General features: G+C 61.7%; 19 protein-coding genes and 1 riboswitch. Of the genes, 7 read left to right on the forward strand and 12 right to left on the reverse strand.

The window, feature by feature from the left end; genetic code table 11:
- Positions 1-109 precede the first annotated feature (109 nt).
- The 3 genes from KHO31_RS30325 to KHO31_RS30335 are packed head-to-tail and all read right to left on the reverse strand — an operon-like array spanning position 110 to position 7,452.
- Positions 110-661 (reverse strand): penicillin-binding protein activator LpoB, encoded by a 552-nt coding sequence (locus KHO31_RS30325; RefSeq protein ID WP_201075474.1) that lies wholly within the window; start codon positions 659-661, stop codon positions 110-112.
- 34 nt (positions 662-695) lie between these two features.
- On the reverse strand, positions 696-4,688 hold the full coding sequence (locus KHO31_RS30330; RefSeq protein ID WP_211624822.1) for a tetratricopeptide repeat protein: 3,993 nt from the start codon (positions 4,686-4,688) through the stop codon (positions 696-698).
- Complete coding sequence (locus KHO31_RS30335; protein ID WP_211624823.1) at positions 4,678-7,452, reverse strand: polysaccharide deacetylase family protein; 2,775 nt, start codon at positions 7,450-7,452, stop codon at positions 4,678-4,680. Before KHO31_RS30335 ends, KHO31_RS30330 begins: the two co-directional genes overlap by 11 nt.
- 733 nt (positions 7,453-8,185) lie before the next feature.
- A riboswitch (cyclic di-GMP riboswitch) is annotated at positions 8,186-8,265 on the forward strand.
- Positions 8,266-8,437: 172 nt separating this feature from the next.
- Here KHO31_RS30335 and KHO31_RS30340 point away from each other — a divergent pair.
- Positions 8,438-9,178: a spherulation-specific family 4 protein gene (locus KHO31_RS30340; RefSeq protein ID WP_236061237.1), complete on the forward strand. Its 741-nt coding sequence runs from the start codon at positions 8,438-8,440 to the stop codon at positions 9,176-9,178.
- A 138-nt stretch (positions 9,179-9,316) separates the two neighbouring features.
- Here KHO31_RS30340 and KHO31_RS30345 read toward each other — a convergent pair whose 3' ends face one another.
- From KHO31_RS30345 to KHO31_RS30365, 5 genes are all read right to left on the reverse strand, one after another.
- A complete protein-coding gene (locus KHO31_RS30345) occupies positions 9,317-10,168 on the reverse strand; it encodes an ABC transporter ATP-binding protein (protein ID WP_201075484.1) in 852 nt (283 codons plus the stop codon).
- On the reverse strand, positions 10,168-10,911 hold the full coding sequence (locus KHO31_RS30350; RefSeq protein ID WP_201075486.1) for an ABC transporter permease: 744 nt from the start codon (positions 10,909-10,911) through the stop codon (positions 10,168-10,170). Before KHO31_RS30350 ends, KHO31_RS30345 begins: the two co-directional genes overlap by 1 nt.
- A gap of 12 nt (positions 10,912-10,923) precedes the next feature.
- Entirely contained in the window at positions 10,924-11,541 is a 618-nt protein-coding gene (locus KHO31_RS30355) for a VOC family protein (RefSeq protein ID WP_236061218.1), read from the reverse strand.
- A gap of 85 nt (positions 11,542-11,626) precedes the next feature.
- Positions 11,627-12,658 carry an ABC transporter substrate-binding protein gene (locus tag KHO31_RS30360; protein ID WP_201075488.1) on the reverse strand — a complete coding sequence of 344 codons (1,032 nt, stop codon included), beginning with the start codon at positions 12,656-12,658 and terminating at the stop codon, positions 11,627-11,629.
- A gap of 57 nt (positions 12,659-12,715) precedes the next feature.
- Positions 12,716-13,636, reverse strand: coding sequence for a fumarylacetoacetate hydrolase family protein (locus KHO31_RS30365; protein ID WP_201108303.1), 921 nt, complete (start codon positions 13,634-13,636; stop codon positions 12,716-12,718).
- Positions 13,637-13,889: 253 nt separating this feature from the next.
- Here KHO31_RS30365 and KHO31_RS30370 point away from each other — a divergent pair, with 253 nt between their 5' ends.
- Positions 13,890-14,549, forward strand: a complete 660-nt coding sequence (locus KHO31_RS30370; protein ID WP_201085852.1) for a GntR family transcriptional regulator — start codon at positions 13,890-13,892, stop codon at positions 14,547-14,549.
- Between the two features lie 65 nt (positions 14,550-14,614).
- Here KHO31_RS30370 and KHO31_RS30375 read toward each other — a convergent pair whose 3' ends face one another.
- The gene (locus KHO31_RS30375; protein ID WP_201075491.1) at positions 14,615-15,562 is read right to left on the reverse strand and encodes a dihydrodipicolinate synthase family protein; all 948 of its coding nucleotides are present in this window, start codon (positions 15,560-15,562) and stop codon (positions 14,615-14,617) included.
- 51 nt (positions 15,563-15,613) lie between these two features.
- Positions 15,614-16,570: an alpha/beta hydrolase gene (locus KHO31_RS30380; protein ID WP_201075492.1), complete on the reverse strand. Its 957-nt coding sequence runs from the start codon at positions 16,568-16,570 to the stop codon at positions 15,614-15,616.
- A 217-nt stretch (positions 16,571-16,787) separates the two neighbouring features.
- Between KHO31_RS30380 and KHO31_RS30385 the strand changes: the two genes are divergently transcribed.
- The 5 genes from KHO31_RS30385 (at position 16,788) to KHO31_RS30405 (ending at position 22,374) form a co-directional block, all read left to right on the forward strand.
- Positions 16,788-17,216 carry a VOC family protein gene (locus tag KHO31_RS30385; RefSeq protein WP_201075493.1) on the forward strand — a complete coding sequence of 143 codons (429 nt, stop codon included), beginning with the start codon at positions 16,788-16,790 and terminating at the stop codon, positions 17,214-17,216.
- The gene (locus KHO31_RS30390; protein ID WP_201075494.1) at positions 17,213-18,157 is read left to right on the forward strand and encodes a 2-hydroxyacid dehydrogenase; all 945 of its coding nucleotides are present in this window, start codon (positions 17,213-17,215) and stop codon (positions 18,155-18,157) included. Before KHO31_RS30385 ends, KHO31_RS30390 begins: the two co-directional genes overlap by 4 nt.
- A 132-nt stretch (positions 18,158-18,289) precedes the next feature.
- A complete protein-coding gene (locus KHO31_RS30395; protein ID WP_211624825.1) occupies positions 18,290-19,315 on the forward strand; it encodes a porin in 1,026 nt (341 codons plus the stop codon).
- 205 nt (positions 19,316-19,520) lie between these two features.
- Positions 19,521-20,561 carry a porin gene (locus KHO31_RS30400; protein WP_201075496.1) on the forward strand — a complete coding sequence of 347 codons (1,041 nt, stop codon included), beginning with the start codon at positions 19,521-19,523 and terminating at the stop codon, positions 20,559-20,561.
- A gap of 19 nt (positions 20,562-20,580) precedes the next feature.
- On the forward strand, positions 20,581-22,374 hold the full coding sequence (locus KHO31_RS30405) for an LVIVD repeat-containing protein (RefSeq protein ID WP_201075498.1): 1,794 nt from the start codon (positions 20,581-20,583) through the stop codon (positions 22,372-22,374).
- Between the two features lie 1,137 nt (positions 22,375-23,511).
- On the opposite strand, the gene KHO31_RS30410 is transcribed toward KHO31_RS30405, so the two are convergent.
- Both KHO31_RS30410 and kynU read right to left on the reverse strand, forming a co-directional pair.
- Positions 23,512-24,912: an amino acid permease gene (locus KHO31_RS30410; protein WP_211624827.1), complete on the reverse strand. Its 1,401-nt coding sequence runs from the start codon at positions 24,910-24,912 to the stop codon at positions 23,512-23,514.
- 115 nt (positions 24,913-25,027) lie between these two features.
- Positions 25,028-26,257: a kynureninase gene (kynU, locus tag KHO31_RS30415; protein WP_201075502.1), complete on the reverse strand. Its 1,230-nt coding sequence runs from the start codon at positions 26,255-26,257 to the stop codon at positions 25,028-25,030.
- Positions 26,258-26,302 lie beyond the last annotated feature (45 nt).

A 26,302-nucleotide genomic window follows, 5' to 3' on the forward strand; every position in this document is an offset into this window, starting at 1 on the left:
TTTCCTCGGCATTTTCTTTTTTTTGGGGGGGGGTGGGGGGGGCCCCCGGCTTTGGGGCCCCCACCCCCCAACGCTGGGGATGAGCTTACTGACCTGCTTACTGACGTGCTTACTGACGCGCTTGCAGTGGCGACAGAACCTTGGCGATCAGCGAAGTGGCCACGCTCGACAGACCCGAGCGGCTCCATCCGGTACGCGTGCCCGTCGCGCTCCAGACCACGGCGCCATTGGACACATCGATCAGTTCGAAAGTCACGCCGACGACCGGTTCACCGTCCACACCCGTCTTGTAGCGCCATTCTTCAACTGCACCCGACAGGACATAGCGGGCGTTCTGCGAGCGCGCCCATTCGAGCGTCTTGTCGCCATCGGCGCGTTGAGTCGTGTCGAACAGCGAATTGCGGTTCGAATCGGCCGGCGCGATGCGCACGTCCGCGATTCCGCCGGCACGCAGCGCGTTCGCCGCGATCGATTCGGCGCTACGACCGGCGTCCGGGGTTTCAGTGTAGTTGGCGATCGAGACCACCGCCACTTTGTCGCCGCGCGACAGCGCGGGGCCCGAGGTCTGGCGCACCGTCCCGCAAGCGCTGACGAGCAGTGCCAACGCCGTTGCCGCGACGCACCAGGCACCCGTACGAGCCAATTTTTTTAAGCCGTGCATGAAGAATTCTCCTTAGATGGATTCGAAATCCGATTCAATAAAACCAGCTGTAACGGGCGCCGATCTGGGTCACCGGCGTGCCGAGACGCGACACGCGCTGATGCGAGAAAAAGAGCGCCGCGTGGTCCCCGCCGAACACCGTCCCGGCGAGTCCGAGGCTGACTGACGGCCCCCAGCCCTGGAACGAGTCGTGCAGAATGCCGACGTCCAGGAACGGCCGCCATGCACGCGTGTACTGCTCGAGCAGATCGTTGCCGAAACCGAAGAAAAGCCCGTACTGCGAATACGTCTGCGGAACGAAGGTGGATGCGGTGACCGGACCGGCGCTCGCCGGAATCAGTTGCGAGATCAGGCCATCGGCCTGGCCGCTCGCACTGTAGTCGCCGTGCACGCCGATCAGCCGAACGGTGTAGTCGGGATAGCCGGTGCGGATCTTGTAGCCGATCTCGCCGCTCGACAGCACGCCGCTGCCCAGGTAGTTACGCGCCTGGCTATAGAAGCGATCGGCTTCGACAATCCCCGTTGCATAGAGATGCTGCGTCATGCGGTACGTCACCGAGCCGATGATGTTGTCCTTCATGCCGCCCACGAGCAGTGCCTGCGATTCGCGCGCCGTCTGATTGCGGCCCGCCTTGAGCGCCATCGACAACGACGAATTCAGGCCCCACTCCGCGCCCACCGACACGCTGTAAAAGCTGTCGAGCGCTTCGCGGCGGCCCGCTGTCACCGTGAAGGCAGAATCGTACGTTTGACGCCGCGCGAAAAAGTCCACCCCGCGGTCTACCGAAGGCACATTGGTCAACTGCGAAGAATCCGTCGAATGCTGGAAGCGTTGCGTGCCAGTCACGCCGATCATGTACAGATCGGCGATCTTGATGCTCCCTGCGAGTGTCTGTTCGACGTAATCGAGCGGATGCTCGACGAAGCTGGTCACTGTCGCGTCGAGCGACTGCGGCCACGTCAACGCGGTCTGCTGCAAACGGGTATGCAGTTCCGAATCGTAGGGTGCGCCTTCGAGGCCCTGAAACGCGAGATTCTCAGCCGCACCCGGGCGATCGACCACAACCGATGCATCGATCCTGTTGTAGAGCGGCAAGCGCGCCCCTTGCTGATCAAGCAGACGCTCCATCGCGGGCTTGTCGTTGTCCGCGAGCGCAATCGCAATCAGCTGTTCGGACGGTTGCACCAGAACCGACGCGTACTGGCGCGCCAGCCAGCGCTTGGCCAGCGGATTCGCTTCATGCGACATCGCCCACGCGAGCGCCACATCCTTGGCCACCGACGACGTCAAGCGCGCCTGCTCCTGCAGCGTTCCGGCCGGTTTTGCCGGTGCGGTCTGCGCGGGCGGCAGACCGGGCGCATCCCCGAGCAAGGTGCGGCGCGCAGCGCTGTGGTCGTTGCGGCCTGCGTCGCTCGCGAGCAGATCGTTGAGGAAAGCCTTCGACACATCCGCGTTTTCGAAGATCGACGCGAGCGTGACGCGACGGCCGAGCATCTGCTCGCGCACTTCGCCGTCCTGCGATGCGCGCGTGCGCTGTGCCGCCTGGCCTTGCGCAGTCTCGTCGCGGATCGCGGCCTCGTCCTGTTGCATCTGGCGCCACACATTGCGCCGGATAGACCACGCCAGATCGCTGCGGCCGGCCATCTCCTGCGCTTCGGCATAGGTCAGCTGCCAGAGCGGATCACGCGACATCGCCGCTGATTGCAGACGCAAATATTTCAGCGCCGCTTCGGGGCGGTTCAAGCGCATCTCGGCGGCCGCCAGCGGCCCCCACAATACCGGCGCCTGCGCGGGCGCGTCGCGCCACTCGGACATCGCGTTGCGCAGTTGTGCTTCGCTGCCGTAGTCGACCAGGGTCCAGAGGAGCGCCGCGCGCAGATCGAGCGTCGCGCCAGGCAGCGTCACCGCGATCTGCAGGTCGTGCAGCGCGTCGAACGGACGATCGGTCTGGCGATAGTATTCGGCGCGTACACGCAGAAAACCCGGGTCTTGTTCGGCGGCCGCCAATTGCGCCGGCGTCAGGGTTTGCAGCAGCGCGGCAATGCGCTCGTACTGCTCCGCGTCCGTGTAGTAGTGGATAGCCTCCTGCAGGGCACGCGGCGACTGATCGCGGCGATACTGCAATTCGGCGGTACGGCCGGCGTCGATCGGGTACGCGTCGTAGAAGTACGTCATCGCGCTGAGGTCTTCGGGCGTTGCGTGGCCGCTTGTGAGCAGATGCTTGTAGGCATCGTTCGCAATGTCGTCGCGTTGCAGAAGACGGGCGAGTTGCGCGGCGTTGCGCCAGAACAGCACGTCGTCGTCTTTCGCGCCGTGACGCGCGGCGAGCAGCGTGCCGAGCGCACCCTTGTAGTCGCCGTGACGGTACAGCAGGCTGGCCGTGCGCAGCGCGTATTGCGTATTGTCCGGATACAGCTGGTTCAGTTTGCGGTTGTACGCGAGCGCTTCGTCATCATGGCCGGCGCGCTCGGCGAGCAAACCGATTCGCGAGTCGATGGCTTCGGCCTGCGAATTCCGTTGACGGCTGTGCAGGAAAGCCAGCGCGTCGTCCGGGCGGCCGAGACGTTCATAGGCCGCGACCACCGCGTCGATCAGCTTCAGATCGCCGGGCGATGCATTCGATGCCTGGATCAACGCCGCGAGATAAGCATTGTCGTCGTTCAGCATCGGCGCGAGGCGCATCACGTTCTTCCAGCCGTCCGGATCGTGCGTGGCCTGCGCGTAGGCGAGCCACATCTGCAGCGCGAGCGGCGACGCGTGGTTCCATTCGGCGACCTGGGCGAGACGTTTCGTCCAGACCGGCGAGTTCGGATTCTTCTGGACCTGTTCCGTGGCTACCCGCTGCGCGTTCGGCAAATCGCTCGATTCGAGGAACGATTGATACAGAAGGCCTGGGACGTCGTTCGTCGCGGCGGTGCCAGGGTTTGATGCAGTTGCCGGAGCTGAAGCGGCAGGGGCGCTCGATGCTGCGACCGTGCTCGATGCCGAGCCGGGATTCGAAGCAGACGCCGCCACCCGTACGACGTGCGCATCCCCCCAGCCGCGCGTGCCAATCCGCATGGCCATGCGAGGCCCGGCCTGCGGGCCGTCCATGTAGGCGTACTGGCCTCGCGCTCCGTCATGCCGCGCGCGTTGCTGGATGAAGTCGACCAGCCGCAGTGCGGCGTTGTCATCGGGTCGTGCCTGCGCGTAGCCGGCCAGCGCTTTCGCATAGCGGTCCACGAGATCCGGCCGATGAGCGGCGCGCGCCAGATTCAGCAGCACGACAAGCGTCTCGTGATCGTGAGCAAACGCCGCACCGTGCTGATCGGCGGCGGCCAATGCATCGTTGAGCAGATTGCCGGATTGCAACGCGCGAATGCCTTCGATAAAGCAGCGGCGCTGCGCGTCAAACGTCGTCGCGTTCGCCTGCAGGCGGAACCAGCCGTCGGCCGCGCCGCGATAGTCGCCCGCATACATCGCATAGCGCACCACCTCGCGGTTCCAGTGCTCCTGCTGCGCGGGGTCCTGGACGGCCAGGCGCGCATACAGTTGCATGGCGACCTGTTGCGCATTGACCGAGGCTGCCGCGTCGGCCAGCATTTGCAGATCGGCATTCGACCACGACAGTGTCGCCGCATTGGCGAGCTGCACCCGCAAGCGAGCCAGCGCGGCGTCGCGGCCGGGGTCGTTGGCGGGCAGCGCGAAGGTCTCGCGGGTATCGACTGTCAGACGCAACAACTGCGCCGCGCGGCGCATTGCGTCGGTGGGAATCGCCGCCATGCGATCGGCGATACGGCGGGCGTCCTCGGTGCGTCCCAGACGGACGTACTGCGTACCGAGAACCGACAGAATATCCGTGTTGTCGGGCTGCACGCGCAACCATGCTTCGAGGTAGGCAATGCTGAGATCGCTGGGTGCATCCGTCGATGTCATGCGGCTACGCAACCCGCCACGCGGATGCACGAGGTAGAGCGTAATCAGCACGACACAGGCGAGCAGCAGGACCAGCCAGGTGGGCGCGATGCGCGGGCGATTAGCGACCACAGGCGGCCTCGACAGACGTGTAGTTCAGTTTTTCACCGACGCTCGCCGAGGTATCGAAGCGCAGGAAATTGCCGTCGCGGCGCGCGGCGACCGGTTGGTTGTTCACGCTGATCCTGCACGACTGTGCGTTCGCCAGCTTGACGAACGGCTGGTAATGGCCGGCAAACTCGAAACGCATGCCGTTCGGCGTGCGCCTGAAGTTGCGCACAAAACCGTTGGCCTCCGCGATATACGGCGCGCTTGCCGAGCCGGCGATTGCAAAGCGGGCGCTGCCGCCGTCGATGTGGATGTAGGTGCCGTCGGGACCTGCCGCGAAGCCCGTCAGTCCGGCTGCCGTATCGAGTGCCGGCGTGGCGGCTTGCGGCCAGTGCAACTCGCGCACTTCGCCATTGCCGCGCACGATCCAGTCATTCGCATGCGGACCGACCTCCTTCGCTACGGCGAACGAGCGCCAGTCGAGCACCTTGCGGATGTATTCGCTCACATACACCGGCATCACCGGTTGCTTGAGCACCGTCGAAAAGATCTGGTCGAGCGCACGCAACGACGCCACCTTGGTGCCGCTGTACATGTGGTAGTAGATGTCGATCGGCTTGAAACGCAGCGGACGGTCCGTCATCGCGTAGGTTTCGAGCACGCGCGTGAAACCGTAGAACGGGCCTTGCCAGTCGTTCGTGTAGACGTTCTCGTCCTGGTTCGGCGCGTACACCTGGTAGGCGCCCGGACCTTTGTCGACGCCGATGGGCGCGATATTGGTCCAGCTGTTCGCCGACTTCGTAATGACGGTATCGCCGCCGTTGAAGTTATAGACGCCTGCTTCATACACTCTGCGCACGACGAAACCCGGCGGCCGGCAATCGCCGGACCATTGCAGCAGCACGGTCCGCTTGCCGGGAGGCGCCAGGCGCGTGTTGATGTAGTCGATCGAACCGGTGATCTCGCGATCGATATTGAAGTGATAACCCGGGATATTCAGCGAGAACGCCGCATCGCCGCCTCCGCGGTCCACTTGCGCGCCGGTCTTACTGTCGACCTGTTCCCATTGGAACGGATGCGAATACGTGTGCGTGCCGATCTCGACGTTCGGCAGCGCGAACATCTTGCGGGCGATCTCCTCGAGACGCGGCGAGATATCCGGATGCAGGCCCTTCGGACCGACCTCCCCTTCAATGACCGACAAGGTCATCGGCACCGGGTAGCGGCTGAAAATCTGCTGATACAGCGCCTCGCCGGAATAATCGGGACCGGGGAATTCGGCACGCGACGCGAAGCCGTCGCCATCGACGTGCGACATCAACAGACGGCGGCCGTTTTCGGTCGTGACGCTCGGCGACGGCATGTCCTGCAGATGCAGCGCCGCTTTCATGAAAGCGATCGGCTGAATGGCCCAGCGTTCCTGCTCGATGCTGTCGAGCGACGCCACCGTGTAGGGACTGAGTGCATAACCGCCCCACGGCGTCAACGCGACCTGATCGAGCAGCACCCCGTTGGCTGACACGCGCAGCAAGGACTGGCTATGTGAGCCGACGCGTACGCCTTGCAGATCTCGTGGCTCGGGTTTCGGGCTGATCTCGAAGCCGACCATCGGATCGCTCTTGACCACGGTGACCGGGGCGGCAAACGTGCCGGACACGGCTTGCAGGTCGAGCGCCGCGCCGCCCGCACCGGCCGCGTCAAAGCCGAACTGACCGAGAAACGCGACGGGAACGTGGTCCGCCATCCGCGCGGCGACCCAGCGTTGCCAGACTTGCGGATCGGGCACGGCGCCCCGCTGAATCCAGGCGACAACACCGGCGTAGCGATCCGGTGTGATGTCGTCCGGCAAACGCGTCGAGAAATCGGCGTACTGGACGTCGTATCCCATGTAATTGAGCGGCATGGCCAGATCGCGCACACCGGCGCTCAGGTCGAGCGGGTCCTTGGTATCGCGGTCCTGCACGACGAGAATCTTGCGCGGCATCACTTCGATCTTGCCGATACCGACGATATCGCGCGCCTTGCTTGTGACGTAAGGCACGACGCCGGTGGCCACGACTTGTGCGGCCGTGTCGCGGGCACACTGCCGGTCGCTACGGGCACAAAACTCCACGGACACCACCGCGACACCCGTTTGCCGCGTGAATGCACGCGCCGCCGCGACGCGCTCCGCACGCAACGGTTCCGGGATTTCGACCGGCCGGCCGCTATCGTCGAGGCCGCGGACCAGTGAATCCCCCACCACGGCGTAGAGCGACTTCGCATACGGCAGCGCGATATGCAACACGTCGGCGCCGCCAGCGACGAGGCGCGCCTCCGGATGAACCTCCTGGATGCGCCCGGCAGCCGCGATCGCGGCGGGCGTATCGAGCAGGAAGCCACGATAACCACGCCGCCACAGCGGCTCGATCTGATTGGCGACGAAGGCATCGGCCGATTGAGCGGACTCAGCGCCCGTGGTGCGCGCAATCCAGGCGGTATGACGCAGCGGATGAGCAAGCGGATCGAAGCCGGTGGCGGGATCGATCACGACGGCATCGAATGCTTGCAGTTCGCCAACAGGGGGATTTGCCGCGTAGAAGAAAGCGAGGTTCGGCAGGGCCGGCGCAATGCTGGTGGCTACGATCGCGGACTGCAGCGGAGCAACTTCGGCATGGGTCGAAAGCGGCGCCACGCTCGCCGCGCTGAGCGCGATCGAGATAAGGGTGCGTCTGAAAAGCCGCTCGCCTGACCGGTCAGCAACCGCGCAAGAATTCCCACCGGCGCGTGCCCGGGTCCGCTTCTTCATGGCCAAAATCTTTCCCCGTTTTGTTCTGCAGGCGAGCGGCGCAATCTCCAGGTGGAGAAAAAAATTCCGCTTACCCATTTTCGAGCCGGCGCGATGGCATTATTTACACAACGTAAATCCATCGTTGTGCGGAACGCGAAACCGACATTTTTTTTTGCTTGCCTCGTGAGGCGGTGAAAGATAGCACACGAAATGTGGCCTCTCAAGCAAACTTCGGACATTGCCGGAATGGGTCGTGTTAAATATTGAAAAACGCATTTCCTTTAAGCCAGGTGGCAAACGATTGCGCGCCTATGCGCAAACGATTTCCCGCTGGTTACCCGCATCTGGCGCTCCGTGGGGTTCTGCAAGGTGTTGGAAAATAGCCAAAAATTGGAAATTCCTGCTTGCAGCGCAACCGCAGGCATGACATTCCGCGGACGCAACTGCAGCCTCAGGTGTGCTATCGGCCCGTTTTCTCCAACATCGCGGCGCGCATTTCAAGCGAGCCGTCGATTCAGAATAGTAAAATCGTCTGATCAATTAAAGAAAAAATGCACAGTCGTGTGTTTTTTTCATTCTGCTTTCCACCGCTCTTAATAGTTCCGACGAATACACACTGGCGTCAGGCCGAAAAAGAACAGGCTTCGCGGCGTGCCACAACAACAGCGAAAACTGACGCGACCATTCGATTTGAAATCGCGCGTCATAAAAAACTTCGCCAGGCCCTAAAGGAATCGCCAACATTGCCGTTAGCACGGTTGGGCAAACCCGGAGCGATCCGGCGACGCAAAACTATAGGGACTCTCTGACGGGAGTTCGCCAGTTGCCCGCCTATCCATGGCGGGCCAATCGACAGCGGTTATCAAAAACCGTGTCAGGAGGCTAAATGAAGACGGTTCGGGGAACGCGCACGGCGCAGGTTGCCGCTTTGGAATCCGCTCACGGAGTCCACCACTCGGCTCACACCGGCAAGCTTCTAAAAAAAGCCAGATTGCTGGCATGCATGCTGGCAGTTTGCGCGCATGGCACGGCATTCGCGGGGAGTGCCGTACTCAATCTCGTTGTACCTTCCTACTTCAACGCAACCAGCAGCGTTGCGAACTGGAATACCCTGGCGACAACGGCTCACAAGGTGCCGACCACGGCCATTCTGAATCCGAATAGCGGCCCGGGCACCACCGAAGATCCGAACTACGCAGCTGCGGTGGCCAAAGTCCGCGCGGCAGGCGGCAAAGTGCTGGGCTACGTCCACACCTCGTACGGAACGCGCTCACTCTCCGCGGTCGTGACCGATATCAACGCCTACGTGTCGCTCTACAAGGTCGACGGGTTCTTCATCGACGAGATGTCGTCCGACAGCACGATGTCTCATATCCAGTACTACCAGTCGGTCTACAACTACATCAAAGGGCTGAACGCGAGCTACTCGGTCACTGCCAATCCGGGCACCAACATTCCGGAGCTTTATGCGAGCTTGCCGACGGCTGACCAGTTCGTCGTATTTGAAAGCAGTGCGAAGAGCTACGCGAGCTACAAACCGATGAGCTGGCAAGCGGCTTATCCGAAGAGTCGCTTTGTTCACATGGTGTATAGCGCGAGCGCTGCGCAGTTGCCGGGAATCATGCAATACGCGGCAGCGCACGGTGCGGGCGCGGTGTTCGTCACGTCGCTGGGAGCGTCGAATCCTTACAAGGCGCTGCCGCCGTACTGGAGCAACGAGACGTCCGACGCGATAGCGCCGTAATAAAATCCGTCCACGATCTCGTGAGCCAAGGACGGACGAAACGATGTGCGAACGCGCGGGCCTGAGGGGCCCGCGCGTGCTTTTGAAGGACGCGCCACCCTCCTTGAGCGAAGGCAGCACACGTCTGGAACACAAGACTTAAAACACGCCCATCAATCTGGAAAGCTGCGAAACATACTCGCCGTACAGGGGATCACTCTTAACCTGATCGGGCTCCCGCGGCCGCGGCAGGTCGATCTTGACGTCGTGGATCACACGACCAGGCCGCTCCGACATCACCAACACCCGATCCGACAAAAATACCGCCTCATGGATGCTGTGCGTCACCAGTAAAACAGTCAGCGTGCTCTGCTGCCAGATCCGTAAAAGCTCGACATTCAACCGATCTCGCGTCAGCGCGTCCAAGGCACCGAACGGCTCATCCATCAGCATCACGCGTGGCTCGAGCAACAGAATCTGCCCAATCGCGGCACGCTGCCTCATCCCGCCGGACAACTCATGCGGATACCGGTCGGCAAACGCCGTCAATCCCAAGGTCTCGAGCAACGCAGGAAGCCGCGCGTCCACTTGGGCCCGCGGCACATTCCTCAACTTCGCGCCTAGCCGGATATTCGCCCCGACCGTCAGCCAGGGCAGCATATTGCTCGTCTGAAACACCACGCCAATATCCGGCACTGGCGCGGAAATCGGCTCGGTGCCGAGCAGGATCTGCCCGCCATCGCATGGCATAAGACCCGCCACCATCCGCAGCAAGGTGCTCTTGCCACACCCGCTCGGCCCAAGGATCGATACGAATTCGCCCTGGCGAACCTGCATCGACACATCGTCGAGCGCGCTGAACGCCTCCGCTCCGCCCCGTGCGGCAAACCGCTTGCCGACCTTCTCGACCGAAATCAGCGCGGGCGCCGCTTCGTCGCGATGCAAAGGATGAACCTGTGCGCCGGTTGCCGCGGCGCGCTGCACAATACGCAACTTGTCGACCAGTGCCATCAGACCGTCACCCCTCTCCACCACACGCCGCGCGAAACCAGTTCGACGGCCCAGTAAAACAGCATCGCCAGCACGGTCACCATCAGGATCGCAGCGAACGACAGCGAAGTCTGCGCATTCGATGTCGCAAACACGATCAGATGCCCCAGCCCCGACTCTGAACCAATGAACTCGCCGACAATCGCGCCGATGACCGCCAACGGCATCGCGATCTTCAAACCGTCGATCAGCGCGGGCAACGCAGCAGGCAAACGCAGATACCAGAAGGTCTTGGCCTGCGAGGCGCCGAGCGCCCTAAAATGCTCATCCAGGTTGCGCGGCACACCGGCGAGCCCCCCCATCGTCGCGATCACGATCGGGAAGAACGCGAACAGCACGGCCGCCGCCAGTTTGGACGCAAACCCATACCCGAACCAGACGATCAGCAACGGCGCGAGCGCGATCTTCGGCATGCTCTGCAATGCCGTGACAAGCGGAAACAACGTGCGCCGCGCAATGCTCGACATGCTCGCGAGCAAGCCGATCGTCAGCCCGCCGATCAGCGCCAGCGCGAACCCGGCAAACACTTCCCACGCCGTCGCCAAGGTATCGGACAGCAACTGTCCACGCATTTCCCAACCGGCCGCAAAGACCTGCGACAGCGCCGGCAGCACATATTCGCGCGTGCCCGTCCAACGCACGCCGAACTCCCAGATCAAGCCAATCACGATCCAGAACGAGACGGTTTCGATCAATCGCTTCATGAGGGTTCCGAATTATTCGCTATCAGACGAATTGGACGAATCGGCTTTCGCTGCATCTTGCGATGGGTTCGACGCCGTATTTTGCGCCGCTGCCTGTGCCGACTTTTGCGCCACCAGATGCGGTGGCGGCGGCACGACAAAGCGCTCGAAGCGGTACTGATCGAACGATTCGATCGTGCGCTCCCACACCTGCGGCTCGTGCGCGTCGCGCTCGCCGATCTGCGTCATCTCGCAGTACACCTCGACGTTGTTGCCGTCCGGGTCCTTGAAGACGAGGAACAGGTTGTTGCCCGGACCGTGCCGGCCGATGCCACGCACGATCTCGACGCCATGCTCCTGCAAAACCTTCACCGAGCGCTCCATCTCCTCGTAGCTGTCGATCAGATAGGAAAAGTGCTCGAGGCCGGGCCGCGAGTAACGCGGTAAATCGTTGAAGTCGGCGGAATCTTTCGGCAGCTGCGCGAGCGCGAGATCGTGGTGATCGCTGCCGGCGCGCAGAAACACCATCTGATCGCCGATCCAGTCCGATACTTTGAGGCCCAGCACGTCGGTATAAAACTGCGCGGACTTCTTGATGTCGCGCACCATCAGCACCATGTGTCCAAGCCGCTTCGGACGCAAACTGTTCATTGCCTGTCTCCTTTGTCGACCGCGCTTCGCGCGGGCTGGTTGGAGCGAGCGCGTCGTCTACACGATGCGTCGCTCCCGAACGGGTTTATTCAACAAACTGATTCGTATAAAGATCGGCTGCCTTCACCTTCGTGCCTGTGCCGAACGCACGCGACACAAACGCCGCGGTGGCATCCATGCGAGCCGGACGCAGCCAGCCGGTCTTGTGCTGCGCGGGATCGTCGGCGATCAGACCGTTGGTCTCGACGATCTGTTGCAACAGAATCGCCTTGTCGAGCACCGGATAAAGCGCGCCAATCGCATCAGCGGCTTCCTGCGGATGCTCGCGCATCAGCGCATAACCGCGATACGTCGCGGCGACAAAACGTTTGACCACATCGGGATGCTGCGCCACGTAAGTATCGGTGGTGACAATGCCGTTACCCATCATATCCAGACCAAAATCCCGGTAGTACACCTTGCCGAGTTGCTGCCCCGCCCGCTTCGCCAGCGCCGCCTGCACAGGCAGGCTCGCGCCTTCCCAGCACTCCGACAGGTCGATGCGCTTCTGCAGCAGCGCCGTATTGATTACCGCCGGGTCGAGGCGCACGGTCTTGATCGCGTCGGGCGCCATGCCGTTCTGCTTGAGCCACGCGGGCATGATGTTCTGCACCGGTGATGCCCCACCGCCGCCAAGCGTCATCCCCGAAAGATCCTTCAGCGTGTTCACCTTGAAGCCGGGCCGCTCGAGATAGCACATTGCGCCGGGCCAGCGCGTGTTGATGGCGCCGACCATCACCGCATGTCCGCCATGCGCACGGTTCAGCATCACGCTAACGGGATCGCCGTAGCCGAATTCGAACAGCCCCTCGTCCACTTCGTTGACAGTGCGCTGACCGCCGTATCCCCGCATCACGCTGACGTCGAGGCCGGCATCACGGTAGTAGCCCTTCGCCTGGGCGAGCAGGATGCCACCGGTGCTGCCCTGCGGCAGCCACGCGAGATTGACGCGTACCGTATCGGCCGCGTGGGCGCTCGTGAAAAACGCCGTGGCGGCCCATGCAAGCGCGCTCAATGCAGCCTGCCGCTTTAGTGGCTGAACCAGCCGTCGTACCGCGCGCCGTACCCGCTGCAACATGTCGTGTTCCCCGTCTATGAGTGGAGTGAGTGGATGGCGCGGCTAGCGTGCTAACGCTCAGCCGGCGACCAGCGGATTCTCGATCGAGCCGATCCCGTCGATCGAAGCAACCATCACATCGCCCGCCTTCAGATAAATACCGCGTCCCATGCCGACGCCAGTCGGCGTGCCTGTCGCGATCAGATCGCCCGGTTGCAGCGTGAGAATCGTCGATAAATATTCGATCTGCTCAGCGATGTTGAAAATCATCTCGGACGTGTTGCCGTCCTGCATCATTTCGCCGTTCACCGCGAGGCGCATGCGCAGATTCTGCGGCTCGGCAATACACGCGCGCGGCACGAACCAGGGGCCCAGTGGACCAAAGGTATCGAAACTCTTGCCGCGAAACCAGTCGTGTTTGAACGGATAGTCGGTGCGGCGATTCAGGTCGCGCGCGCTGACGTCGTTGAGAATCGTGTAGCCGGCGATGTAGTCGTAAGCGTCTTCTTTGGCGATGTGACGGCCAGTCTTGCCGATCACCACGGCCAGTTCCACCTCCCAGTCGACCCGCTCCGCGTGCGGCGGGATCACCACGTTGGCAAGCGTCGGCACCACGCTCGTTTCGGCTTTCATGAACATGTACGGCGTGCTTTCCTCACGCGGCGCCAGTTCGGTGCCCATTTCCTGCGCGTGCTCATAGTAGTTCGACGCCGCCGCGAAAATGCGCCGCGGCTGGTACGGCACGCATAGCGTGTGGCCGGCGAGCGGCGCGACGTCGAGCGTGCCCGCTTCGATCGCACGCGCCGCGGCTTCGAGGCGTTCGACGGTCGCCGCACCGCCCGTCTCCCAACCGGCGATCAGCGTGCCGACATCGGCAAGTGGCGCTGCCGAAGCGGTTTGCTTCAACACCGCTTGTGCGTCGTACAACGTGTCGCCGACCGCCAGGCCGGTGGCCTTGCGGCCATTCAATTCGTAAGTTGCAATACCAAACCAGGTCACGTGTTGCCTCGCTTTTTGTGTTTGTAGGGTGTTAGTTAGCTGCCGTCGAGGGTTCAGTAATTCGTATACATTCAGTCATCTGTGTATTTGTATTAAAATTCTCGTATACACCAATCGGGGCATGAACACGTTCGCGCGTACACTGCATGGGCCTGCAGAGGCCGGATATGCGCGGTGGCGATTGAGGCAGTTGGGCCACTGGCGCATAATGGGGCCGCTTGCTCACGGTTTCGCTCAACCCACGACCATCACGATGACGACGCTCTCCTCCAAGATCTACCGCCTGCTGTGCGACGAGATCATCGACGGCACGCTCGAACCGGGCCAAAAGCTCGAAGAAGCGGCACTCGCCGAACGCTTCAACGCCTCGCGCACGCCGATCCGCGAAGCGCTGCGCGAACTCGCCGCGCGCGGCCTCGTCGAACTGACGCCGCGCAAGGGGGTGGTGGTCGCGCAGTTCAGCATCGACGAACTGGCCGACATGCTCGAAGCGATGTGCGAACTCGAAGCACTGTGCTGCCGCTTGAGTGCGCAGCGCATGAGCCTCGTCGAGAAGAAGCAGCTCGAAGAGCTCCAGACCGAAATGAACGCCGCGATCGCGCGCGGCGATGAAACGGAGTACTTCCAGCTCAATCGCGAATTCCACGAACTGATCTGCAAGGGCGCGCAAAGCAAATCGCTGGCGTCGATCATGTCCGTCCAGCGGCAGCGTCTGGCGGGCTTTCGTGCCGCGCAGCCGGCTTCGCCGTCGCGCTTCGAAGCAGCCACCGACGAGCATCGCGAGATCGTCTCCGCGATCCTCAACTCCGAACCGGAACGTGCGTACAACGCGATGCGCGACCACACGGCGCGGCTGTCGATCGTCGTACTCGGCCGGCTCAAGCGGCAGCGCATCGAGCGCGAAAACGCCTGAGCGGTTGAACACCGCGCGGCGAGGCACATGCTGCATGCGCCGCAGCGGCTGCAGTCGCTGCATGCTCACGCGGCCACCGCTGCAAGCGAGGCCATCGACGGCATCGAAAAATCCAATGCCTGCAACTGCTGCAACAACGCGCCGGACTGCGCCAGGTTCATCGGCGTGAGCGGCGGGCGCACGCGATTCCATTCGGGATCGTTCGCGAAGTGCGCGACGATGCTTTTCAACGCGGGGATCATTGGTTGCGCTTGCACGGCCAGGCGGACCGTCGCGACCTTGCCTTCCCACACCACCCTTTCTTCCAGCGTCGCCGCATTCAGCAGGCTGGCAATCGCGTGCGGCTGAATATTCGCCGTCGCCGAAATGCAACCGGCTGCGCCGAGCGGTAGCGCTTTGCCAAGCAAGCCCTCGGAAGCGGGAAACACCGCGAAGCCAGGAAACTTCTCCAGCATCGCCGACGTGTTGGCCCAATCGCCGGAACTGTCCTTGACGCCGACCACGGTCTGCGGATACGCCTCGATCAGCCGCTCGATCAGCGTATGCGTGATCGGCACGCCGGTGAACTGCGGGATGTGATACAGCAGCACGCGTAACCGGTCCGATCCGACCGCCTGGATCACGTCGGAGTAATAGGCGAACAGACCATCGTCACTGACCCCTTTGTAGAAAAACGGCGGCAGCATCAAGGCGCCCGCGCAACCGGCTTCAGTGGCGTGACGCGTCAATGCGATCGCGTCAGGCAGCGCGCATGCGCCGGTGCCCGGCAACATCTGCGCGGGGTCGATGCCGGCTTCGATCACCTGATCCAGCAACGCATGACGTTCGGCAAGACTCAGCGAGTTGGCTTCGCTATTCGTACCGAACAGCGCAAGCCCCGCGCCCTGCCCGACCAGCCACCGGCAGAACGCGACGAAACGCGGCGCATCGACAGCCAGCCCGGCGGTGAACGGCGTAACGACCGGCGCGAATACGCGCGGCTTTGCAAAAGCAGACGGACGATGGATGGACATGCGGATCTCCTGATTGGCTGAACGGCTAGGCGTGGACGCTGACGTGGACAATCACGCGCTGAAAAAATCGAGCATCGCGTCGCCTAACAACGTCTCACCCGAATCGAAATGCGCGACTACCGATGTGTGGTTGTGCCGCAGCATCTGCATGAAGCGCGGCGCGCGTTTGGGCGCCGCGTCACCGGCGCGTTGACGTGCCTGCAGCACGCGCTCGAAGAAAGCCGCGCCGTAGGCATCCAGATAAGGGTTCTCGTATTCGGCGACGACTACCATCAGCGGTGTGTCGAAATGCGCCGCATGGGTCAGCGGTGAACGCGCGGCGTAGCGTGTTTCGTCCGCGCCGAAATAGGCGCGCACGCCTGCTGCGTTCGGGTTGTCGGGAAGCACGTCGGCTGCGAGCCGTGCGCTGATCAGTACCGCACCGGCGACTGCCGAAGCGCTGTCACGCAACCCGGCAAACAACGGGTCGCACAGATACGTGGCGACATGCGCACCGCCTGCCGAATGGCCGACTAGAAAGATCCTCTGCGGATTGCCGCCGAATTCGGCGGCATGCTTCTGTGCCCATGCCAAAGCAGCGGCGACGTCGTCTGCGCCCGCGGGATACGGCGCATCAGGCGCGAGCCGGTATTCAACATTCAGCGCGACGAGGCCCTGTCGCGCGAACCAGCGCGACACGTTGTCGTAAATGAGTCCGTTGAAGCTCTTGCTGCCGCGCAAGAACGCACCACCGTGCACGAACAGCACGACATCGGCGTTGCCTTTCTCTCTCGTCTCCACCGAAGCAAACACATCCAGCCGCTGCCGCTCGTGGCCGCCGTACGCGATATCGCGCGCCGCTTCGAACGACTCTCCGGCATCCCGGGCAGCAGCCACCAACGGCGAATACGCGTCGATCACCAGATCGCGATGCTTATTGATATCGCGCCCCCACACCGGCCCGATCTGCGCAAAGCGCTGCCTGAGCGTGGCGGACAGACTGCCCAACGGTTCCTGCAAGGTGTGCATCGGTGGTCCTCATACAGTGCAGCGAGTCAGCGCCAACGGCGGCGAGCGGCGTATGAGGACCATTCTGGTATATCAATTTGTTTTTGTGTATACATTTGTTATCCGTAGTATACCTGGTGAAGTTGCGGACACACTTGATTCACAGTCACGACAACCCTCCCTTCGCCGACAGGCGATTCACCCTGCAGAACAACCCGGAACAACCCAAGGACATCTCATGGACAAGCTCCGCCACATCGCGCTCTCGGTCGAAGACCCCGAAGCCGCCGCGCAATTCTTCGAGCAGGCATTCGGCATGCGCCGCGCGGGCAACGCAATGCGCGGCATCTATATGACGGACGGCACGATGAACGTGGCGCTTCTCAACTTCAGGGACGAGACCGTCCCCGGTTACGCGGGCCTGAAAGATGTGCGCGGCGTGATCCACTTCGGCATGTGGGTGGATAGCGTCGAAGACACCGCGGCGCGTGTGGTCGCGGCGGGCGGCACCTATCTGACGGGTCGCCACGAAAAAGATCCGAATGTGTTCTACGAAGTGAAGTACCGGATGCCCGACGGCACCGTGTTCGATATCACTGAGAACGGCTGGAAAGGCGCGGTGAAGGAAGTGGCGCCCGCCAGTCAAACTGCCGATCCACGATCATGAGCGGCAGGCATGTGCTGGCGCTGATCCCGCTGCCCGCCGCAACGCTCGATGCGCTGCGGCGCGACTACACCCTTCACTATCATCCTGACGGCTGGGCCGGGACCTTCCCGGCCGGCGTTGATCCAGCGAACGTGCGCGCGGTGGTGACCAACGGCTCGACTGGTTTGTCCGACGCGCAGATGGCCATGCTGCCCGCGCTCGAGATCGTCAGCGCGTTCGGCGCGGGCTACGAGAACGTCGACGTGGCCGCCGCCATGCGGCGCGGCATCGTGGTGACTCATGCGCCCGGTGCGAATGCCGCGACCGTCGCCGATCACGCCATCGGCCTGCTGCTCGCGCTCGCACGCGGCTACGCGCCGCTTACCGAGGCAGTGCGAGCCGGTCGTTGGCGCACTTCGCGCGCCGAGCGGCCCACGCTGACGGGCGCGCGCCTGGGGCTGCTCGGGATGGGACGCATCGGCAGGCTGATCGCAGCGCGCGCGCAGGGTTTCGACATGACGCTCGGTTATCACGGACGGCAGCCGCATGCCGATGCGCCGGGTCGCTTCTACCCAGACCTCACCGAGCTTGCGGCCGACAGCGATTTTCTCGTGATCGCCTGCAACGGCGGCGCCGCGACCAGGCATCTGGTTAGCAGCGAGGTGCTGCAAGCCTTGGGGCCGAATGGCTACGTGGTGAACGTGTCGCGTGGTTCCGTGCTCGACACACAAGCGCTGATCGACGCTCTCGCTCACGCCGCGATTGCCGGTGCCGGACTCGACGTGATCGAAGACGAACCCGAGGTGCCTCGCGCACTGCTCGAACATCCTGACGTGCTCATCACGCCGCACATCGCGGGCCGCTCGCCCGCATCTCTGATCGCGCAGCGAGACGCGTTACTCGCCAGCCTGTCCCAGCACTTCGCATACGTACCCATCGAATTTGCGGTGCGCGCTGCCTGAAACAGGGCGGCGCAGCTTCGCGCCGCCACTCGACGCTTTTTTGCTGTCCCGTTGTCGCTTCGTTGAAGTTCCGCTGTTCCGCCGATGTCTCGCTGTCTTCTCGCTGTTCCCAACTGCACAAGAGGATCCGCCATGAACGTTCGATCGTTGGGCGCGCTCGCGCTCAGTTGCGCCGCCGCATGGGGACTCGCGTCCCACGCCGCTGAAGCGCAAACGTCTGTCACGCTGTATGGACTCATCGGGCTCGATGTTGCCAGCACCAAACGCAGCAACGGGCCACCCGCCGCCATCGCCGAACAGAGTCCGGGACTGACGGCGCCTTACTGGGGCATCCGGGCCAACGAGGAGCTCGGCGCCGGTTATCGCGCGATCGCCGTGCTCGAGAGCTTCTTTCAGCCGACTAACGGCGGCGTCGGCCGCACCTCCGCCGATCCGTTCTGGGGACGCAATTCGTACGTCGGTATCGCCGGACCGTTCGGACGCGTGACGCTGGGGCGGCATACCAACCTGCTCTACCTCGCCGAGCAGGCAGTCAATCCATTTCAGGCGTCGATCCTGTTTTCGCCGCTGGTGATGCAGACCTTTACCGCGCCGTACGGCGGTGCAATTGCGGGCGATACCGTCTGGAACAATGGCATCCAGTACACCAGCCCCAATCTGCGCGGACTGACCACCACCGCGGTCTATGCGCCCGGTGGTTTCGCAGGCGCCGACGGCACGTACAACGCCGCACTATCGACCCTCTATGCAGGCGGTTCGCTCACCGCTGTCGCGACCGTACAACGCACACGCGTGGTCGCCGGTGTGGCGTCGCCGACACAGAACGCGTACCTCGTCGGCGCCGCCTATGATTTTTCGCTCTTCAAGCTGTATGGCGCAGTGCAAGGCCTGCGTACCGATTCGACCGACATCGGTGCGCACACCTACGAAGCCGGCCTTTCAGTCCCGCTGACCTCGCAACTCAGCGCGCTCGCCGAATGGGCGTACACGCGCCGCAGCGCGCCGAAAAACGCCGTCACTGCCCGCAACACCGGCTCCGCGGGCCTCGACTACTTCCTGTCGAAACGCACCGATCTGTACCTCGTCACCGTCTACGACAGGCTCTCCGGCTATGGCACCGCGATGACTTATGCCACCGGAATCCGGCATCTGTTTTGACGGGCGATGCCATCAGGGTCAACCCGCTATAACTAAACCGCTGTTTTGTATAAAAAAATAAAGCTCGGAATCCAAATTTTGCCGTGGGTATAATTTTTTACAGTTTGTGTATACACGACATAAAAAGGACGTAACCGCGGCTGTCGCGCGCGACGACAGCACTCTCTACCACACGAAAAAGAACGACGATTTGTTTGGAGATTGAATGAAAAAGAAAGCACTCGTGTCAGGCGCCGTCATGCTTGCATGCGCCGGGGCACACGCTCAGTCGAGCGTCTGGCTGTCGGGGTATGTCGACCTGAACATCGAACATCTGATTTCTTCCGGCTCCGGCGGAAACGTGACCCGCATGTCGAGCGGCGGCCTGAACAACTCGCGCTTCAACTTGAGCGGCGTCGAAGATCTGGGCGGCGGCAACAAGGCCGTGTTCACTGTCGAGCCGATGTTCTCCGCGAATACCGGCGTGCAGTCGACGCAATTCCGTCAGTCGTTCGTGGGCCTGAAAGGCAACTGGGGTGAAGTGACGATGGGCCGGCAGTTCACGCCCTCGTACTGGATTGCGGGCTACGCCGATCCGAGCTGGGCCGCCGACTTCAGTATGGTCAACAACATGGAGTTCTTCTACGCGTCGTATCGCGTGGATAACGCGATCCAGTACAAGACGCCGACTTTCTACGGCTTCACCGGCCGGATCATGGCGACGACCGGCGTAGGCGACAGCACCCGCGCGGGACGCTTCCTGAGCACCAGTATCGACTATCGGCACGGGCCGGTTTTCCTCGGTGCGGTGAGCGAATTGCAGTACACGCGCAATATCTTCAAGCCGTCGCAGATTCTCTCGTCACGCGACAACTATTTCTCTGCCGTCTACAAGTTCGGCGGTTTCGAACCGACGCTGATCTATCACACGTACAACGGCTACTACGCGTATCCGCCGTACGTCGCGTTCAATTCGCAGGGGTGGGACGTGCAGGTCGGCGCGCGCTGGAACATCGACGGACGCAATCGCCTGTATGCCAGCGTGGTGCATCGTCATGACGACAACAACACCAGCATTTCCAGCGCGACCGGCGGCGTGATCGGCTACATCTACGGTTTGTCGAAACGGACCGACCTGTATGCGACTTTCGCGCACGTGACGCATCAGCACGACGTGCCTATCCCTTATCCGGTCACGTTCCAGGTCTATCCGAACGGTGGACAGAATCCGAGCGGCTTCCAGTTCGGGATTCGTCACGCGTTCTAATATAAAAAGGAGGAAGCCAATGCTTCGCACATGCAATCTGAAATCAACGCTCGCAACAGGCGTCCTGTTGACCTTCGTATCCGCGGCGGCTTACGCGGCCACGCAAGCCGCGCCGGACACCGAGGCATCGGCCGGCGCAGCGTCCGCAGCACAAGTGACGCCCGGCACGCCGACTGTCAAGGATCCCTACCTCGCCCAGTGGTTGCGCCTCACGCCCGACCGCCGGCCTGCCCCGCTCAAGCCGGGTGTCGACTACGGCATGGACCCGGCAACCGGCCAGTTCGTGTGGCCGAAGGCCACCCCCGAAGTGCACCAGGGCCAGCGCTTCCCGGGTGAAATGACCACATGGGACAAGAAGAGCTACGCCAAGGACGTCAAGGTTCTGGCCTTCTATCCGCTCGTCGATTCCCCCTTCCACGCCTGGAACAATATTGCCGACTTCAATGGGCGCCGTTACCTCTATATCCACGACCGCGACTATTTGCGGATCATGGACGTCACCGATCCCGCCAACGGCAAGGTCGTGTTTTCGCAGGGCGGCACGTGGGGACCAAAGGGGCCGACCGAGAAGTTCGACCCGAACAATGTGCATGATTACCTCGGCGGCGCCACCATCGTGTGGAGCAAGAAGCTCGGCAAGCCGGTGCTCGTCGCTTCGTTCGAAATTGGCCGCTATGGCTTGATGACCGACAAGAGCGAGCAACCGGACAAGGTCGAAGCACAGCGCCACTACAACTCGCTCAAGGGCTTCAAGGTCTTTGAAATGGACGGCCCCCTGCCGAGCCAATGGAAGCTGATTGCAACGCGCACGACCGACTACAAGCATCCCGATGCACCGGTGGGTCAGCAGCAAGGTTCGGGTTCGCTCGATGCGCCGGAGTACTACGGCGGCAAGTACATGATCCTCTCGGCGGCACCGGACGACAGCTACGCTTTGACCGAGTACCCGAACTATCTGTATTCGCCGGGCTATCAGGTCTGGGACATGTCGGATCCCGCGGATCCGAAGTTCGTCTCACAGATCTCCGTGCCGGGGCAGAAACTCGGCAACGAAGCTGACGAACAGGCTTACCTGACGAACCCGCGTGCCGGCAACCGCACCTCGTGGATGGGCTCGCGCATTCCAATCTTCCTGCCGAAGCCTTTGGAACAAGGCGGCAAGATTGGTTTCGGCGCGATGGGTGGTTTGGGTCTTTATTCGTTCGACCTGTCCAACCCGGCGAAGCCGAAAGTGCTTGGCAATGTGAATACCGCGCCGAGCTTTGCCGGCACCGAGTACGACAATGCCGACGTCAGCCAGTACGAGCGCACGGGTTTCGTGCTGACGAGCGGGTATCCGATGAACCGCGATTGCTACGAGCCGTACAAGGACATCTTTGTCGTCGACGCTCGCGATCCGTCGCATCTGAAGGTAGCGGGCAAGCTGCCGCAGCCGACACCGCCTGAAGGCGCGCCGTTCACGAGTTTCTGCCAGCGCGGCGGCAACTTCGGTCCGAAGCGTTCGAACGCGATCGGACAGCCGGGTGGTTCGCGTCAGGGTGTGATTCCGTATTCGTTCTATAACGCCGGTGTGCAGATTTTCGACGTGCGCAATCCGGAGAAGCCGACGATTGCCGGGTATTTTGTGCCGGCGCTGGCGGATGAGAGCGAGCTGCCGAGTTATACCCTTGGCAAGGGCGTGCTGGCGATTTATACCGAGTACGACCGCAACATTATTTGGGCCTTTACGGAGAATGGTGCTTATGCGTTGTCGACGCCGCTGTTGGGCGCGCCGGTGATGGGCGCTCCGGCCAAGCCTTGGCCGCCGCGGTAACGTCTTTGGGTTTCTTCATTTCTTCATGCTAGTTTGTTGAGCGCTTTGCCCTGCCGGCGGTTTTCGTCGGTGGGGTTTTTTGTTTTTTGTTTTTTTGTTTCATTGCCTGCGCGGCGTTTGTTATCTGGTTGCCTGTGGCGGTGGGATTTTCTTGAGCGGTTTGCCGGCGTGGCGCTTTGTTTGTGTGCCTGCGGCGTTGGCCTTTCCTTGATTTCTTATTGGTCTATTAGCGTCGCCCCTGTGCGGGGCGGGCACCTACTTTTCTTTGCCTGCCGCAAAGAAAAGTAGGCAAAAGAAAGCGGCTCACACCGCCAGCTCATAAGCGGGTCCCCCGGCTTGGAAGAGGTAGTGGTGCATCTGGAATCTGTGTTCTCGCAGATTCAGCCCTGGTGACAAGGCAATCATACTTCCCGCCTCGCACTATGTGCTCGCCGGAAAAGTCAATCATGCAAACCCATGGCTTCTGTTTAGACGTGGAGCGAGCCGTCGGCTTCGCCTCGGCGATGCGCTGAAATGTACCTGTGTTTCCAATGCACAACTGCACAAGGCAACGTGACGTGATCCGATCCGATCCGACTTGACTTGACTTGACTTGACCTGACACGACACGACACGACACGATTCGATTCGATTCGATTCGACTCGACTCGAGCACGCATTTTGGATGAGGCAGGCATTAGCGGTTCGACGGCGATCTACCAGGTAGACCGAACTTCGAGCGCGACGAGATAGAGAGTGGTTTGTGAGGCATTTTTCGGCGCGCGGTGCGCCACCGAAAATATGACGCTCTAGCTGAACAGAAGACGATAGCTCGTACGGTTCCGTATTGAAGCCGCCGGTCTTCCTGATGGACCGTTCCGGCGAGCACGTAGTGCGAGGCGGGAAGTATGACTGCCTTGTCACTAACACGGCGTGTGCGAGTGCACAGATTCCAGATGCACCACTACCGCAACTGTGCGGGGGACCCGCTTAAGAATTAGCGGTGTGAGCTGCTTTCTCTTGCCTACTTCTCTTTGCAGCAGCAAAGAGAAGTAGGTGCCGCCCCGCACAGGGGCAACGCTAATAGACCACTAACAATTCAAGGAAAGGCCAACACCGTAGGCATACAGAAACAAAGCGCCGAGCAGGCAAAAAACCTCACGCCATTTCGGCATCAGCCGCCCCGACACCCTTCCCCCGATACCAAACAAAATAAACAACCAACAACCCAACAACAAACGGCACACCAATCACCAAGGTCATCCGAAACTCCCGAGTAAACCACGTAGTGACCAAAGCCCCAATCATCAGCCCTGCGCCAAGCAGAGAAGTAACCGGAAACCCCCACATCCTGAACGCCAGCGGCAAGCCCATATGCCTATGACGAAAAAAGAAGTGCGTAACAAAAATCATCAGCCAGGTGAACATGGCACCAAACATGGAAACAGACATCATCAACACAAACGAAGCATCCGGATAAACCACATTCAGCACAGTAGCCAACGCAATCCCAATCGTCGAAAGCCAAAGCGCCGCAACCGGAACCCCTTTGCTGTTCAAAGCCCCCAGGCGCCGCGGTGCATACCCCGCACGGGAAAGACTAAACATCATCCGCGTCGTGATATAGAGCTGGCTATTCATCGCCGACAACGCCGCCACCAGAATCACAAAATTAATCACGCCCGCAGCCCCTGGCACATGCGTCGCCGCCATCACCCGCACGAACGGGCTCTCATCCGTACCCGCCGCGTTCCACGGCACGATCGCCAGCATCAACGCCAAGGTCAGCAAATAAAAGAACACCAGCCGGAACATCGTCGCGCGAAAGGCCCGCGTAATCGCCTTCTGCGGATCACGTGCCTCGCCCGCCGCCACCGCAATCATCTCGATGCTCAAATAGCTGAAAATCGACACGATCACCGCGACCCACATGCCCCATACGCCCTTCGGAAAGAAGCCACCGTGTGACGTGTAATTGCCAAAACCGATCCCCGAACTCGCCGGCGCACCGAACACGACATAGGCACCCAGCAAGATGAAACCGACAATCGCCACAATCTTCAACATCGAAAACACATACTCGACCGCGCCGAATACTTTCACGCTCACCGAGTTAATCCCGATCAGCGCCGCGGAAAAGCCGACGATCCAGTACCACCCAGGCACCGCGGGAAACCAGTACTTCATGTACACAGCAATCGCCGTCACCTCGGTGCCGACCGCAAACACAATCGACGACCAGTACGCATAGCGCACCAGAAATCCCGCCCACGGCGCAATGTAGTGCTCGGCATAAGCGCCAAACGATCCCGACGTGGGATGCGCTACCGTCATCTCGGCAAGGCAACCCATCAACAGCAACGCAATCAGCGCACCAATCGCGTAGCTCACCAGCACGCTCGGACCGGCAAAGCCGATGGCAAATCCGCTGCCGAGAAACAGGCCGGTGCCGATCGCGCCGCCAATCGCGATCATCGATAACTGCCCCGTCGATAGTCCACGGTGCAACCCCTTCTCGCGTTCGACAATCGTGTCGAAGCCTCGCTGCTCTTGCGTCATCTTGGTGTCTCCTCCTGGATGCGGTTGCGTGCTGGACGCAACCGCCGGTGCCGCGTTGTCGTATTACTTGTATTGCTCGAATCGCGGCGCTTGCCTGCTCATTGAGTCAACGTCCTCACGTCACGGATTTGCGTGCTTTGAACTCGTCGGTATTCCACGCGTCGGTCGCGATGATGTCCTTGAGTTGGGCGATGGTGTCCCAGATATCCACGTAGCGCACATACAGCGGCGCAAAACCGAAGCGCAGAATGTCCGGCGCGCGGAAGTCACCGATCACGTTGCGCGCAATCAGCGCTTGCATGATCGCGTAGCCTTCGGCATGACCAAGCGACACCTGGCTGCCGCGTTGCTCGGCGTCGCGCGGCGAAGCGAGCGTGCAACCGAGGCCCTTCAGTTCCTGATCGGTCAACTCGACGAACAGATTGCCGAGCGCGACGCTCTTGTCGCGCAACACATCGAGATCGACGCCGTCGAATGCCTCAAGCGCGCTCTCCAATGCGATCACGCCAAGTTGCGGCGCCGTGCCGGTCAACATGCGGTCGATGCCCGGATGCGGCGCGTAGTCGTGCGTAAAGTCGAACGGCTTCGAATGGCCGTGCCAGCCCGTCAGCGGCTGACGCATCGCTTCAATATGGCGCGACGCGACGAACACAAAAGCGGGTGCACCAGGACCGCCGTTCAGATACTTGTAGCCGCAACCCACCGCGAAGTCAGCGGCGCAGCGGTTCAGGTTCACCGGCATCGCGCCCGCCGAGTGGCACAGGTCCCACACGATCAGCGCGCCGGCCTCATGCGCCTGACGCGTCACCGCTTCCATGTCGTAGCGCTTACCGGTTTTGTAATTGACGTGCGTGAGCGACACGATCGCCACGGTATCGTCGATGGCCGCGACGATGTCGTCCGGATCGACACAACGTAACTCGCAACCCGTCATCTCGGCGACGCTGGAAGCGATATACACGTCAGTCGGAAAATTGGTTCCTTCGGCAAGAATCACGTTGCGCCCGGGGCGCATGCGCGTGGCCGCGACCAGCACCTTGAACAGATTCACCGAGGTCGAATCGGCGACAATCACTTCGTCCTGACCTGCGCCGATCAGCGTGGCGATCTTGTTGCCCGTGCGCTGCGGCGCCGGATACCAGTCGGCATCATTCCACGAGCGGATCAAACCGTGCGCCCACTCCTGTTTCAAGGCTCTTTCGATACGCGCGGGCACATTCGCGGGCATCGCGCCCAGCGAGTTACCGTCGAGGTAGATCGTGTCGGCCGGCAGATCGAAGCGCGCGCGGCAGTGGGCCAAGGTGTCGGCAGCGTCGAGCGCGGCGCAGTGTTCCCGGGTAATCATCTGGCTAATTTCCTGTTGTTCTGATTGCTATTGCAATGTCTGTGG

The sequence above is a fragment of the Paraburkholderia domus genome (assembly GCF_905220705.1).
Taxonomy (GTDB): Bacteria; Pseudomonadota; Gammaproteobacteria; order Burkholderiales; family Burkholderiaceae; genus Paraburkholderia; species Paraburkholderia domus.